Source organism: Chryseobacterium panacisoli (assembly GCF_008274625.1).
In the GTDB taxonomy this organism is placed as follows: domain Bacteria; phylum Bacteroidota; class Bacteroidia; order Flavobacteriales; family Weeksellaceae; genus Chryseobacterium; species Chryseobacterium panacisoli.
In genome coordinates this window covers 194,740-208,174 of sequence record NZ_VTRU01000002.1, presented here as the reverse complement: position 1 = coordinate 208,174, position 13,435 = coordinate 194,740, and the positions used below count along the sequence as shown (strand labels likewise).

General features: G+C 36.6%; 11 protein-coding genes. 5 read left to right on the top strand and 6 right to left on the bottom strand.

Translation table 11 applies throughout. The features are described from left to right. Positions 1-295: 295 nt before the first annotated feature. Complete coding sequence (locus FW781_RS11465; RefSeq protein WP_149387559.1) at positions 296-2,491, top strand: glutamine synthetase III family protein; 2,196 nt, start codon at positions 296-298, stop codon at positions 2,489-2,491. Positions 2,492-2,830: 339 nt separating this feature from the next. After that, positions 2,831-3,541, top strand: coding sequence for a C40 family peptidase (locus tag FW781_RS11460; RefSeq protein WP_077413391.1), 711 nt, complete (start codon positions 2,831-2,833; stop codon positions 3,539-3,541). 182 nt (positions 3,542-3,723) lie between these two features. On the opposite strand, the gene FW781_RS11455 is transcribed toward FW781_RS11460, so the two are convergent. From FW781_RS11455 to FW781_RS11430, 6 genes are all read right to left on the bottom strand, one after another. Continuing rightward, positions 3,724-4,299, bottom strand: a complete 576-nt coding sequence (locus FW781_RS11455; protein ID WP_149387558.1) for a pentapeptide repeat-containing protein — start codon at positions 4,297-4,299, stop codon at positions 3,724-3,726. Positions 4,300-4,400: 101 nt separating this feature from the next. Beyond that, entirely contained in the window at positions 4,401-5,630 is a 1,230-nt protein-coding gene (gene rodA / locus FW781_RS11450) for a rod shape-determining protein RodA (RefSeq protein WP_149387557.1), read from the bottom strand. Then, positions 5,627-7,672, bottom strand: a complete 2,046-nt coding sequence (locus tag FW781_RS11445; protein WP_149387556.1) for a peptidoglycan D,D-transpeptidase FtsI family protein — start codon at positions 7,670-7,672, stop codon at positions 5,627-5,629. Before FW781_RS11445 ends, rodA begins: the two co-directional genes overlap by 4 nt. Further along, complete coding sequence (locus FW781_RS11440) at positions 7,669-8,175, bottom strand: hypothetical protein (RefSeq protein WP_002982456.1); 507 nt, start codon at positions 8,173-8,175, stop codon at positions 7,669-7,671. The genes FW781_RS11445 and FW781_RS11440 overlap by 4 nt, the downstream gene beginning before the upstream one ends. Further along, a complete protein-coding gene (gene mreC / locus FW781_RS11435; protein ID WP_149387555.1) occupies positions 8,168-9,022 on the bottom strand; it encodes a rod shape-determining protein MreC in 855 nt (284 codons plus the stop codon). The genes FW781_RS11440 and mreC overlap by 8 nt, the downstream gene beginning before the upstream one ends. Positions 9,023-9,050: 28 nt before the next feature. Next, entirely contained in the window at positions 9,051-10,076 is a 1,026-nt protein-coding gene (locus tag FW781_RS11430) for a rod shape-determining protein (protein WP_045491741.1), read from the bottom strand. Between the two features lie 429 nt (positions 10,077-10,505). Between FW781_RS11430 and hemA the strand changes: the two genes are divergently transcribed. The 3 genes from hemA to FW781_RS11415 are packed head-to-tail and all read left to right on the top strand — an operon-like array spanning position 10,506 to position 13,416. Continuing rightward, the gene (gene hemA, locus FW781_RS11425; RefSeq protein ID WP_149387554.1) at positions 10,506-11,780 is read left to right on the top strand and encodes a glutamyl-tRNA reductase; all 1,275 of its coding nucleotides are present in this window, start codon (positions 10,506-10,508) and stop codon (positions 11,778-11,780) included. Continuing rightward, positions 11,767-12,675 (top strand): hydroxymethylbilane synthase, encoded by a 909-nt coding sequence (gene hemC / locus FW781_RS11420; RefSeq protein WP_149387553.1) that lies wholly within the window; start codon positions 11,767-11,769, stop codon positions 12,673-12,675. Before hemA ends, hemC begins: the two co-directional genes overlap by 14 nt. 57 nt (positions 12,676-12,732) lie before the next feature. Further along, entirely contained in the window at positions 12,733-13,416 is a 684-nt protein-coding gene (locus FW781_RS11415; RefSeq protein WP_149387552.1) for a uroporphyrinogen-III synthase, read from the top strand. Positions 13,417-13,435 lie beyond the last annotated feature (19 nt).

Sequence of the window (13,435 nt, the reverse complement as noted above, 5' to 3'; positions counted from 1 at the left end):
CCATCCATCTTTTTATTTATTTTCAAAAAAAATCAAGAATTAGTTTAAAATAATTGTATTTTTAATGGTATACAATTCCTTTACTCTTCTTTTTTGACAGTTAAAGTCAATATCCTGGTTTTTTCAGGCCTGCAAATGGTGATTTTTAATTGCAAACCGGAAAACAACCCCATCAAAAACACCCAAACAATCGTTTAAATTATACAAAATATAAAAACACCCCTAAAAATTTTAGGGTTAAAATATTTTCAATTCATTTTTTTTGTAAATTTGCCCTATCAAAAATCACCCAAACATGTCAACCTTAAGATTCAAAGCACTAGAAACTCTACCATTTAAGGACTTCAGAAAAGACAACTCTGTTGAGGTTCCTGCAAAATTGTCAGAATTATTCTGTACAAATGTTTTCTCAGAAGAGACCATGAGAGAATATTTAACAAAGGAAGCATTCAATTCTATTATGGATGCGGTAAAAAAAGGAACTAAAATCCAGAGACATATTGCTGATCAGGTAGCTGTAGCAATGAAAGACTGGGCGATGAGTAAAGGCGTAACGCACTATACACACTGGTTTCAGCCTTTAACAGGTACGACGGCAGAAAAACATGATTCTTTCTTTACCCCTATTGAAGGAGGAAGAGCTATTGAAAGGTTCAGTGGAAATCTATTGATCCAACAGGAGCCGGATGCTTCATCATTCCCTAACGGAGGTATCAGAAATACTTTTGAAGCAAGAGGATACACCGCTTGGGATCCTACCTCTCCCGCTTTCATCATGGGAACTACATTATGCATCCCATCTATCTTTATTTCTTATACAGGAGAAACGTTAGATTATAAAGCTCCACTTTTAAGAGCTTTGAATGCTGTAGACGAAGCTGCTACTAATGTAATGCAGTATTTTGACAAAAACGTAACAAAGGTAACCCCTACTTTAGGCTGGGAACAGGAATATTTCCTTGTAGATTCAGCATTATACCAATCTCGTCCGGACCTTGTATTAACAGGTAAGACATTACTTGGACATTCTCCGGCAAAAGGACAACAATTAGACGACCACTATTTCGGCTCCATCCCTACAAGAGTAATGAACTTCATGAAAGAGTTGGAAATTGAATGTATGAAATTAGGTATTCCTGCAACAACAAGACACAACGAGGTTGCACCAAACCAATTCGAGCTTGCTCCAATGTTTGAAGAAGTGAATGTTGCGGTAGACCACAACTCTTTGTTGATGGACATCATGGCAAGAGTAGCTCACAAACATCATTTCCACATTCTTTTCCACGAGAAACCATTCGCAGGAGTAAACGGAAGCGGAAAACACAATAACTGGTCTTTAGCAACAGATACAGGAGAAAACCTGCTAAGCCCGGGAAGAAACCCAAAGAAAAACTTACAGTTCTTAACATTCTTTGTTAACACTATTAAGGCGGTTCACGAATATGCAGACCTTTTAAGAGCAAGTATTGCTTCTGCAAGCAACGATCACAGACTTGGTGCCAATGAAGCGCCGCCAGCAATTATTTCCGTATTTATCGGAAGCCAGCTGTTCAGCGTTTTGGAAGAACTTGAAAAAGTAACCAACGGAAAATTATCTCCTGAGGAAAAAACAGAATTAAAATTAAATGTCGTTGGAAAAATTCCTGAGATCCTATTAGATAATACGGACAGAAACAGAACTTCTCCATTTGCATTTACAGGAAATAAATTTGAAATCAGAGCGGTAGGTTCTTCTGCAAACTGTGCAGAGTCTATGACTGTAATGAACACTATCGCAGCAAAACAATTAAATGATTTCAAGAAAGAAGTTGATGCTTTAATTGAAACAGGTCTTAAGAAAGATGAAGCGATCTTCAATGTATTGAGAGAATACATCAAGCAGTGTAAAAGCATTATGTTTGAAGGTGACGGATATTCTGATGACTGGGCAAAAGAAGCTAAGAAAAGAGGATTGAACAACCTTAAAACAACTCCTGAAGCTTTAAAACAGGAAATGGATAAAAAATTCTTAGATCTATATGAAGAGATGGGAATCTTTAACCACAGAGAAGTTGAAGCAAGAAACGAAATTAAATTAGAGAAATACTCTACTGTTATTGATATTGAATCAAGAGTTTTAGGTGATATTGCGAGAAACCATATCATTCCTTCTGCATTAAATTATCAGAACAGATTAATTGAAAACGTAAAAGGTCTTAAAGAAATCTTTGGTGACAAAGAATTCAAAATTTTAGCAAAAGAACAGATGAGTTTAATTACAAGCATTTCTGAAAATGTTTCTAAAATCAAACTTGGTGTTGAAGATCTTCTGAAAGCCAGAGAGGCAGCAAAAAGTATATCAGACAGCCAAAAACAGGCAGAAAGCTATTGTAATAAAGTAAAACCACTATTTGACCCAATCAGAGAAGCTTCTGATGCATTGGAAATGATGGTAGACGATGAGCTTTGGCCGATGACAAAATACAGAGAAATGTTGTTTACAAAATAACGTCCTGTAAAGTTCCATATTAGTTTAAATTCCCCGGCATCTTGGGGAATTTTTTTGTTTTATTAACAGTCTTGAAAATGAATGCTTTAAATTATAAAACCTTATATATAGAAGAAAGTCGATATAGTTTGTTAAAGAATCTTAATAAAAAAAACCGCACACTTACCAAAAATAGGCTGTTGCGGTTTATTTTTCTTTAACATATGCAAATAATATGTTAAAATGTGTTAAAGTAAGATCCTGACAATTATCATATCAGGGGTCTTTTGCTCGGAATCTCTACTTTTGTATTGCTTTTGAAAATAAATATTCCTTTTTAACACGGATAATCAAATATATATGAAGAAAAGAGTTTTGTTTTATTTAGTTGCTTTAGTTACTACAGTTTCATTGCAATCGTGTGCTACAAATTATGTGGTTTCAAAACCAGCAACTTACACAAAAGAATACAAAACAGATGCCAAACTAGCTTCTATAGATAACAAAAGAATGGAGCAGGATAAGCAGAAACTTATCGACTCTTTCCTGGCTGAAAAAGCTGCATCTATCGCTAGTGCTAAAAAAGCAGTTAAGAATTCTGAGATTGCAAAAGCAATCAAACACAATAAAACCATTGACGGTATCCTTGAAGAAGCTGAAACATACCTTGGAACTCCTTACAGATATGGAGGAACTACAAGAAACGGTATAGATTGTTCAGCTTTTGTTCTTTCTGTATTCGGAGCAGCAGCAGGTCTTAGTCTACCTAGAGTAGCAGCATCTCAGGCTCAGGAAGGAGAAAGAATTGAAAAAGGAGAACTACAGAAAGGAGATTTGATTTTCTTTTCTCACGGAAGAAGAATTTCTCACGTAGGTATTGTAGAAAGTGTTACTGAAGAAGGTGAGATTAAGTTTATCCACGCAGCAACATCAAAAGGAGTAATGATTTCTTCACTGAATGATTCTTATTGGGGACCTAAGTTCAGATTCGCTAAAAGAGTGATCAACGAAGAAGGAGAAGCTTACAATAACTTAGCAGCAATTACTCCCGCTACACCAGCAAATTTTTAATTTTATAAATAATTGATTTAAATAATGAAGCCATCAGAATTCTGATGGCTTTTTTATATGCGCTATTTACAGCAAGTTTTGGCTAAAGCCTTGAAACTGTCCTTAAAAGAAAAGCAGGTTAAAACCTGCTTCTATTGAATGAATATCTATTCAATTTTAATTGCTATTACACAACGACGCCATTAGCTGTTCTTATCAATTTCAATATCCAGCTTATATAAGAGTCCATATATTTCAGAAAGTGAAAATCTGGCCTTTTTAAGCCTGTTTAAAGCCGGATCTATTGAATAATTGACCGATGTTCTGAAATCTGCTTTTTCAAGGTTTGCAGTATCGAAAACAGCGCCAGACAGATCGCAGTTGCTAAAGACGGCATTTGAGGCATCACATTCAGTGAAGTCTACTTCAATTAATCTGGAATTTTTGAAAACCGTTTTCTTAATGGATGTCTGATAGAAAACAGAATTATTTAAAGCACACCCATCAAATGTAAAAGATAGCCCGAATGCGTTACAGTCATTAAACTGGAGGCCAAACATTTTACATTCTTTGAAAATCACATTATGAAAAGCCGTCCTCATAATCTTTGCCATGCTGAGGTTACACTCTATAAATTCACAATCTGTAAAGCTGAATCCGGAAAGGTTTGCATACTCAAGATTACCGTTTCGGAAAGTACAGTTATCGTACTCTCCTTTTTCCAATTGAGAAAAGTCTGTGTTTTCAAAATTCTGATCCACGAAATAAGCATCTTTCATATTTTTATGATTTATCATGACAATATACTCCACCCAGAGCAGATTTTAAATAAGAATAAAAATTTCAGCTTTTAAACGTTATTTTTTGATCTTCAAAACCTTTACACCAGGCTGTTTTTATCCGAATAATTAAGTTTAAAGAAAATAAAAGTCATCATAGAGAATGCCAGTAAAGAACTTCCTCCATAACTGAAATACGGAAGAGGAATCCCAACCGTAGGGAAAAGGCCCATAACCATCCCTAAATTGATCGAAAAGTGCATCAGAAGAATCGAGGCAAAACAATATCCGAAGACACGGTTAAAAGTGGATTTCTGCCTCTCTGCGAGATAGTATATTCTTCCTATATAGATCATGTAACATAAGATGAGAATTGCACTTCCTAAAAAGCCCCACTCTTCTCCCACTGTACAAAAGATATAATCTGTTTCCTGTTCCGGTACAAATTTCCCCTGGGTAACTGATCCTTCACGGTATCCTTTCCCCCAAAGCCCACCGGATCCGATAGCTGTTTTGGAATATAATAAATTGTATCCTGAAGTATCTCTAAATGCCTTTTCACCTTTATAAAGAACATCAATTCTTTCTCTCTGGTGTTTAGGAAGTTTTTCTAAAATAGTTGGAGATGCGAAAGCCAGTCCGCACAGTAAAAGAATAGATCCTGAAATTCCAGAAATTGAAATCACATCCCAGGACATTCTATGATAATTCATCGCAATCAGAATACCGGCAATTACCAGAACTGCTATTGCAACATAAATAGGAGGCACAGCTAATGAAATTAGAAAAACTCCGGCAAAAAGGAATCCTATACCAAATAAAAGACCGCTCAGCCCTTCTCTGTATAAAGCAATGAAAAATGCAATAAATACAAGCATGGAACCTACATCGGGAATAGCAAGAACAACAACCGCAGGAACACCAATAATGGCTAAAGTAGTCAATAAAGACTTTCGGTTTTTAAGGTTAAAATCAGGTCCGGAAACATAGTTTGCAAGCATCAGCGCGGTTCCTATCTTCGCAAATTCTACAGGCTGCATGGTAAAACTTCCGAATTTATACCAGTTCTTCTGTCCCAGAATTTCTTTTCCAAAGGGAAAAAGCCCGATAAGCAACAAGACTCCGCCGATGTAAATAATCCCGGCCATATTTTCAAAGAATTTACTTCTGCTGAAAAATATAATGAGTCCCACAAATAACGAAATACAGAAAAAGATCAATTGCTTTTCCCCAAGTTTCTGGTCAACACTGTAAATATTTGCAATGGCAAAAACACAAAGCAGAAAATACAGCCCAAGGCCTAATTTATCTATTCCTTCAGTCCATTTCATTGCTTAACAGTTTTTTTAGCAGTGTTATTCTTTTTAGCTTCCTCTTCTATTTTCTTTTGCAGCTTGGCTTTTTGCTGTCTCACCAGCTCCAGGCTATCTTTTATTCTTTTTTGTTTTATTGAATCCGGTTTAGGGTCAACGTATAAACCTTTACGTTTCAAATCTGCAATCCACTGCCTTTTATACTCCGGCATAAAGCTTGAGGTGATCATTTTTTTATAAAGATTTTCTCTTTTCAGATCACCTGTAATATATTTTTCAGCAATTACCGTACAAGCTGGTCCTGCCCATGTTGCTCCAAATCCTGCATGTTCCATTACTGCTACCACCACAATTTTAGGTTTATCAGCAGGCGCAATCAATACAAAGATCGAATTATCCTTTCCTTGCGGAACCTGTGCTGTACCCGTTTTGGCTAATTGTGTAAAATCATTGGATTTCAATCCTCTTGCTGTTCCTCTCAAAACCACAGCTTCCATACCTTTTAAAACAGGTTCAAAATGTCTTGGCTCAACTAATGTCTTGTGTTTAACCTTAAATCTTGGATCTGGATTAGGCTTTCCATCAATTGCTTTAACAATATGAGGCGTATAATACCATCCTTTGTTAGCGATAGCACCTACATAGTTGGCCAGCTGAATAGGGGTTACCAAAACATCACCCTGCCCCATCCCATTATAGATAGCTCCGGTTGACATTTCGTCCCAGTTTTTAAAATCAGTTCTCTTGGAGCCACTTGCTTTCATGATAGCTTTAAACCTTTTCTCATAAAAATCTCCGGAAGGTATTCTTCCTTTTGCTCCCACAGCAAAATCATTATTCAAAAATTCTCCCACTCCAAAGCTGCTCATGATCTTTTTCCATTCATCAACACCTTTTGAAGGATTTCCCGGATATTTTTTGATAATTGCAATAAATGCATACGTAAAAAAGCAGTTACTGGAAACCTGAATGGAAGGAATGAGCGGATCGGCTCCACCATGGCCTTTAATTCTTTTTCCTTTATAGAAAAACCCACCACCACAAGGGAAAATAGTCTTTTCATCCATTACTCCCATCTGCATGGCAGCCAGGGCAGTCAACAATTTGAACGTTGATCCCGGAGGATAACCTGCCTGCAAAGAACGATCAAAAGTGGGCTTATTTTCGTAAAGCGTATCTTTTGAGAGAGCATATAAGTTTTTTGATTTGTAAGGTCCGGTGAAAAGATTCGGGTCAATATCCGGTCCGGTAGCCGCAACCAGTACTTCCCCGTTATTAGGGTCTAAAGCTACAATAGCACCGTGTTTGTTCACAAGCATTTCTTCAGCGGTTCTCTGAAGATCATAATCAATGGTTAAGGTAATATCTTTACCTGTAATTACATCCTTATCCAAAGACCCGTTTTTATAAGAACCAATATTTCGGAGCCTGATATCTTTTTGGATATATTTCACTCCTTTTACTCCGCGAAGCTCTTTTTCGTAGGATTTTTCAACTCCTGTTTTTCCGATAAAATCTCCCGGTAAATAGTATGCAGAGTCTTTTTTTATTTCACGTTCATTGACTTCACTGGTATATCCCAGAAGGTTACCTGAAGTAGAAACTTCGTATTGACGCTGAGGTCTTTGTACAATATTAAAAGCCGGATATTTAAAAATAATTTCCTGAACTCTTGCGATGTCCTCTCTGCTCAGATCCTTCAGAAAAGTCATCGGAGTCAGTTTAGAATAGTATTTTTCCTTTTTAATTACATCAATTCTTTTAACAAAATCTGCTTTGGAGATCTTCATAAGACTACAGAATCCGAGCGTATCAAAATCAGGACGCATTAAAGCCTGTGTAAAAGAAACTTCATAAGCGGGCTGGTTTCCCACCATGATTTTACCATTCCTGTCAAAAATAACTCCACGCTGCGGAATAACATATTCGGTTTTGATGGAGGTATTCGCTGCATTTAATGCATAACGGTCTGTAAATAACTGTAAATAGGCAAGCCTCGCCACAAAAATAAGGGCGATGACAACGAGGATGGAAAAAATTTTAAAATAACGTGTGTTCAAACTTTTTGTTTGATTTTAAAGATTAATGCGTAGATGACTATAAATATAAATGAAATTACACTAGTTACCAACACATTAAACAATATTTCGAAAAATCTGCTAAATTTAAAGAATTCTATATACTGCACTAAAAGCTGGTGCAGGAAAATACTGGAAAATAAAAACAGTAAAAACTGTGCCCACTGAAGGGACTGAAAAGAGAAAAAGTCCGTAGACGTATCGGTAGAAGTCCTGAAGATCAGTGTCCTGAAATAGGCAATCAGCGTTGTTGCAAATGCATTGATTCCCCACGAATAAAGAAACCCGTCAATAGACAATCCTATTAAAAAGCTCAATGCCAGGAACTGAAATTTATTCCTGAAAAAGGGATAGAACATAACAAATACGGGATATAATACCGGAGTATATTTCCCGAAAAGCGTAATCCTGTTCAATACAAATATCTGTAATGCCACAAGAAAAATCATGATCAATATATCAGTAAATAAAGTCCTGCTAATCATTTTCTTTTTTTATTACAGCCTGCATAGTGTCCTGAATCTTCTGCACTTCTGCTTTCTTAAGATTCTTCACTACAAATACTTTGTTCAACGCTCCCATTTTTTCACTCAGCTCAACGGAGATATCCCAAAAGCCGGTTTTATTATCTACAGAATATCCTGCAATAGTACCAATTGTCACTCCCTTAGGGAAGATTGCAGATTTACCGTCTGTAACAACTGTATCTCCTACTTTTAGAGCAACATATTTTGGAATATCTGCAAGATGCATCACTCTGGAATTATCACCATTCCACGTTAAAGTCCCGAAATATCCTGAGTTTTTGAGTGCTGCATTAATCCTGATCTTGTTAACACTTAAGACTGACTGAACTAATGCATAACTGTCTGTAGAATTAATTACAATTCCCGCAATACCTCTTGGCGCCATTACCCCCATCTGAGGAAAGACTCCGTCTCTGCGGCCACGGTTGATTGTAAAATAGTTGTTTCTTCTGTTGATACTGTTGAAAACAATTTCCCCATCAACAAAAGTATAGATCTGCCCCCCACCAATAGTATCATGAACTCTTTTGAAAACAGGATTCTTAGATCCGTCCTTTCCATAGAGCTCAGTCATAAGTGCTTTATTCTGAACTACAAGATCTTCGTTGATCTGTTTCAGCTTCAGATAAGAAACTCCTTCATCAATATATCCGGAAACCCAGGAATTGAACGCAGCAGTCTGCCCCGCCAGCCAGGATTTCTGCATGGCATTTCTGGAGAATATCAAAACCAGAGCAATAATTTGCAGAAATATAAAGAAGACGAAAAGAGTATTCTTCGAAAATAATCTCAGCAAAAATCCCATTCAGATATAAAGTCGTAAAAAGTTAAAATTATTTAATTAAGAAATTGAACTTATCCATATTCTTAAGGGCAATACCTGTTCCACGAACAACAGCTCTCAACGGATCTTCAGCAACAAATACAGGCAGGCCTGTTTTTTTGTGGATTCTGTCCGCAAGACCTCTTAATAACGCTCCCCCTCCGGCAAGATAAATACCTGTTTTGTAAATATCAGCTGCCAGCTCCGGTGGTGTAAGAGAAAGAGTTTCCATTACAGCATCTTCAATTCTGATGATCGATTTGTCTAATGCACGGGCAATCTCTTTATATCCAACCATAATTTCTTTAGGCTTCCCTGTAATAAGGTCTCTTCCTTGTACCGGAATATCCTCGATGTCTACATCAAGATCTTCTACTGCAGAGCCTACTTCAATTTTGATTCTTTCAGCGGTTCTTTCTCCGATATAAAGGTTATGGTGAGTTCTAAGATAGTAAGCAATATCATTAGTAAATACATCTCCTGCAATTTTCACAGATTTATCACAAACGATACCTCCTAAAGCTACTACAGCAATTTCTGTTGTACCTCCACCTATATCAATGATCATGTTTCCTTCGGGCTTCTGCACATCTATTCCCACACCAATTGCTGCTGCCATTGGCTCATAGATCAATCGTACTTCTTTTGCATTTACTTTCTGAGCAGAGTCTCTTACCGCTCTTTTTTCAACTTCAGTAATACCAGAAGGGATGCAGATTACAATTCGTAATGCCGGTTGAATGAATTTACCTTTGATTCCCGGAATTTTCTTGATAAATTCCTTGATCATATGTTCAGAAGCATGGAAATCAGCAATAACACCGTCTTTCAAAGGACGGATAGTTTTGATATCCTCGTGAGTTTTACCTTGCATATGCTTAGCCTGTTCACCTACAGCAATGGGTTTACCCGTAGAACGCTCAATTGCAACAATTGAAGGTTGATCTATAACAATTTTATTATTATGGATAATAAGGGTATTAGCCGTTCCCAGGTCTATCGCAATTTCTTGCGTAAACATATCAAATAAACTCATATTTTTCTTCTGATTTTAAGATTACAAAGATATAAATTTAAGACTACTAAAGAAATTTCCCACCAACTTAATTTGGTTAAAATTTTATTAAAATTTATAATTCTTTATTAACTTTCAGTTTAGATGTTTACAGACTTTGAGTTAAACTAAAATTAATGGGTTGCTAAAAGGGTGAAAAAGCGAAATCACAAAAGAATGAAAAGGCAGATACAGAAGATACAACCGGGCTTCTAAACAGCCCTGCCTTACATTAAAAAAATAATTAATAAAAAGAATCAATAGAAAACGTAAGAAACTTCCCTAATAGAAGCAAACCAACTTTTCTCACCCTACTCTATAATCTTTATCACCTTATAGTTTTTTACGATAATTATCATATACACTATCTGAGAGTGATTAATTAAAAAATGCGTAAATTTGCGACTGCTTATGTTACAGTATTCCAACATTCATCGAACGTCAAATTTTGCCGTGCTTTCTATAAGCTACGAGAAAGCCGACGTAGAAACGAGAGGAAAGTTTGCATTCTTTGATGAAAACATCAAAAACTTTGTTTCCAGGGTCCACCAGGAAGATCTTGGAGATGCATTTGTGGTTTCCACCTGTAACAGGACCGAAATTTATACCACTTCTCCCAATTACCTTTTAGTTGCTGAAGAGTATTGCAAAACCATCGGAGTACATCTTACGGATTTTCTTCAGTTTGCCAATATTCTCACCAAGGAAGAAGCTCTGATCCATCTTTTCAGAGTTGCCGCCGGTCTTGAAAGTCAGATTATCGGAGATTTTGAAATTATCGGACAGATCAAAAAAGCATACAGCCGTTTCAAAAAAGAGAGACAAAATTCTAATCCATATCTTGAAAGAGCTATCAATGCAGCTATTCAGATTTCGAAAAGAATAAAAAATGAAACCGGAATCTCCAATGGAGCAGCATCTGTTTCCTATGCAGCGGTGCATTATATTTTGAACAGTCAGAAAAGGATTGCTGAAAAGAACATTCTTCTTTTGGGAGTAGGCGAGATTGGGCAGAACACTGTTGAGAATCTGGTAAAGCATGTCTTTCAGCCGAAAATTAAAATTGCCAACAGAACTCAGGAGAAAGCCGAAAAGATTTCCCAGAAATATAACATTCCTCATGTTGATTATTCTGATTTTGACAAGGAACTAAAAAACACCGATATTCTTATTGTCGCAACAGGGGCCAAACATCCTATTGTCAATAAGTCTCATTTCCCGAACGGAAAAGAAACACTGGTCATTGATCTTTCTATTCCACATAACGTTGAAAAGAACGTCACCGAAAATGAGAACGTAACATTGATTGATGTGGATGAGCTTTCAAAACAGATCCAGGAAACAATTCAACAGCGTGAAAGAGAAATCCCGAAAGCTGAAAAAATCATCAAGGAACTGATGAAAGACTTTATTGAATGGGAAAAAAAGAGAAAGCTGGCACCGAATATCCATCATTTCAAAGCCGTTTTAAAGAACATGGAACGCAATGAAATGCATAATTTTTACAAAAAAAATAAATACATAAACATCACGGACATGGAACTTTCTGACAAAATGATCCAGAAAATCACCAACCGTTTTGCAAAATATATCATTGATAACCCTTTAAAAGCCGAAGAAATTAGTAAATTAATGCACGAAATATTAGTTGAACAACCAAACAACGAATTCAATGAAAAGCATTAGAATCGGAACGAGAAATTCCGCACTTGCACTTTGGCAGGCTAGAGAGGTTGCAAGGCACCTTCAGAACAACAATTATTTAACGGAGATTGTTCCTATCGTTTCTTCTGGCGATAAGAATCTCAATCAACCTTTATACTCTTTAGGAATCACCGGGGTTTTCACAAGAGACCTTGATATTGCCTTATTGAATGACGAGATTGATATTGCCGTACATTCTTTAAAAGATGTTCCTACTCAATTGCCTCAAAATATTGAGATGATCGCTTATCTTGAGAGAGATTATCCACAAGACATCCTGATCAGAAAAGAATCTGCAAGGAATAAAGAATTCCATGAGCTTAAACTTGCGACCAGCAGTCTGAGAAGAAGAGCGTTCTGGCTGAGAAATTATCCGAATGCCGAGTTTTCGGATATCCGTGGAAATATTCAAACCAGACTTCAAAAGCTTGAGGACGGCAACTTTGATGCAACCATTCTATCTTTGGCCGGGATCAAAAGAATGAAAATGGAAATCGATTACGAGATGCTTCCATTAATGATTTGTGCTCCATCACAAGGGGTAATTTCCGTTGCAGGACATACTGACAAACCTGAAATTAACGAAATTGTACGTCAGATCAACCACAACCCGACCCAGATATGTGTAGAGATTGAAAGAAACTTCTTAAGTACTTTGGAAGGAGGCTGTACTGCGCCTATCGGAGCTTTTGCAGAAATCATCGCGGATCAGATCCGCTTCAAGGCGGCACTTTGCTCTCTGGATGGGAAAAACTGCATTGCTGTGGATGAAAACTTTGTCTATACTCCAACAGAAAATTTTGGAGAGAAGTTTGCAAAAGTTGTTCTTGAAAACGGAGGAAAAGAATTAATGGCAGAAATCAAAAGCCAGATCTGATATTTCAGATTATAAATCCTTTTCGCCCATCTTTTACATCTTCTTAATTTTACAGGCATGAAAATCTTATTTACCAAAAATATAGACCACACGATAATATCCAAAGAATTAGGAGAGGATATTTTGGCTGACTGTATTGAGGTAATTAAGACCAAACCGATTACGATCAATCCCTTTGATCTGAAAAACTACTCGTTGATTTTTACAAGCGTTAATGGAGTTATTTCATTTTTTAAAAACAGGTTTAAGCCTAATGAAGATTTTACAGCCAAGAATTACAACAAAATTTATTGTGTTGGCGAAAAAACGAAGAGGGAATTAAGGAAACACGGCTTCGGGACATTTAAGGTTTTGAAAAATGCTGATACTCTTTCCAGATTCATTATTGGAAAATGCCAGCATGAGCAGTTCCTCCATTTCTGCGGCAACCTGGCCATCAATGTTCTTGACAAAGAGCTTCCATTACAAAACATTAAGTACAAAAAAGTTACGATATATAATACTGAGGAAATCAATCCTGTAATAGATGAAAAATATCATGCTGCAGTTTTTTTTAGTCCGAGCGGAGTTCGTAGTTTTGCAAGGCGAAATTCTCTGGAAGGCATGAAGCTTTTTTCAATTGGCGAAACCACTTCAGGTGAGCTGAGAAATTATACGCAGGAAGACATTTTTACTTCTGAAGAAAATACACTGACTTCCATCTTTGAACTGATAAGAAAAGAAATCAGAAGTAGAATTTAGAATATTTATTGCCGAAATA

Excerpts from the sequence above, each read along its gene's own strand:
- FW781_RS11455 (WP_149387558.1), bottom strand. The coding sequence starts at position 4,299 with ATGAAAGATGCTTATTTCGTGGATCAGAATTTTGAAAACACAGACTTT.
- FW781_RS11465 (WP_149387559.1), top strand. The coding sequence starts at position 296 with ATGTCAACCTTAAGATTCAAAGCACTAGAAACTCTACCATTTAAGGAC.
- hemA (WP_149387554.1), top strand. The coding sequence starts at position 10,506 with ATGTTACAGTATTCCAACATTCATCGAACGTCAAATTTTGCCGTGCTT.
- FW781_RS11440 (WP_002982456.1), bottom strand. The coding sequence starts at position 8,175 with ATGATTAGCAGGACTTTATTTACTGATATATTGATCATGATTTTTCTT.
- FW781_RS11430 (WP_045491741.1), bottom strand. The coding sequence starts at position 10,076 with ATGAGTTTATTTGATATGTTTACGCAAGAAATTGCGATAGACCTGGGA.
- mreC (WP_149387555.1), bottom strand. The coding sequence starts at position 9,022 with ATGGGATTTTTGCTGAGATTATTTTCGAAGAATACTCTTTTCGTCTTC.
- FW781_RS11460 (WP_077413391.1), top strand. The coding sequence starts at position 2,831 with ATGAAGAAAAGAGTTTTGTTTTATTTAGTTGCTTTAGTTACTACAGTT.
- hemC (WP_149387553.1), top strand. The coding sequence starts at position 11,767 with ATGAAAAGCATTAGAATCGGAACGAGAAATTCCGCACTTGCACTTTGG.
- rodA (WP_149387557.1), bottom strand. The coding sequence starts at position 5,630 with ATGAAATGGACTGAAGGAATAGATAAATTAGGCCTTGGGCTGTATTTT.
- FW781_RS11415 (WP_149387552.1), top strand. The coding sequence starts at position 12,733 with ATGAAAATCTTATTTACCAAAAATATAGACCACACGATAATATCCAAA.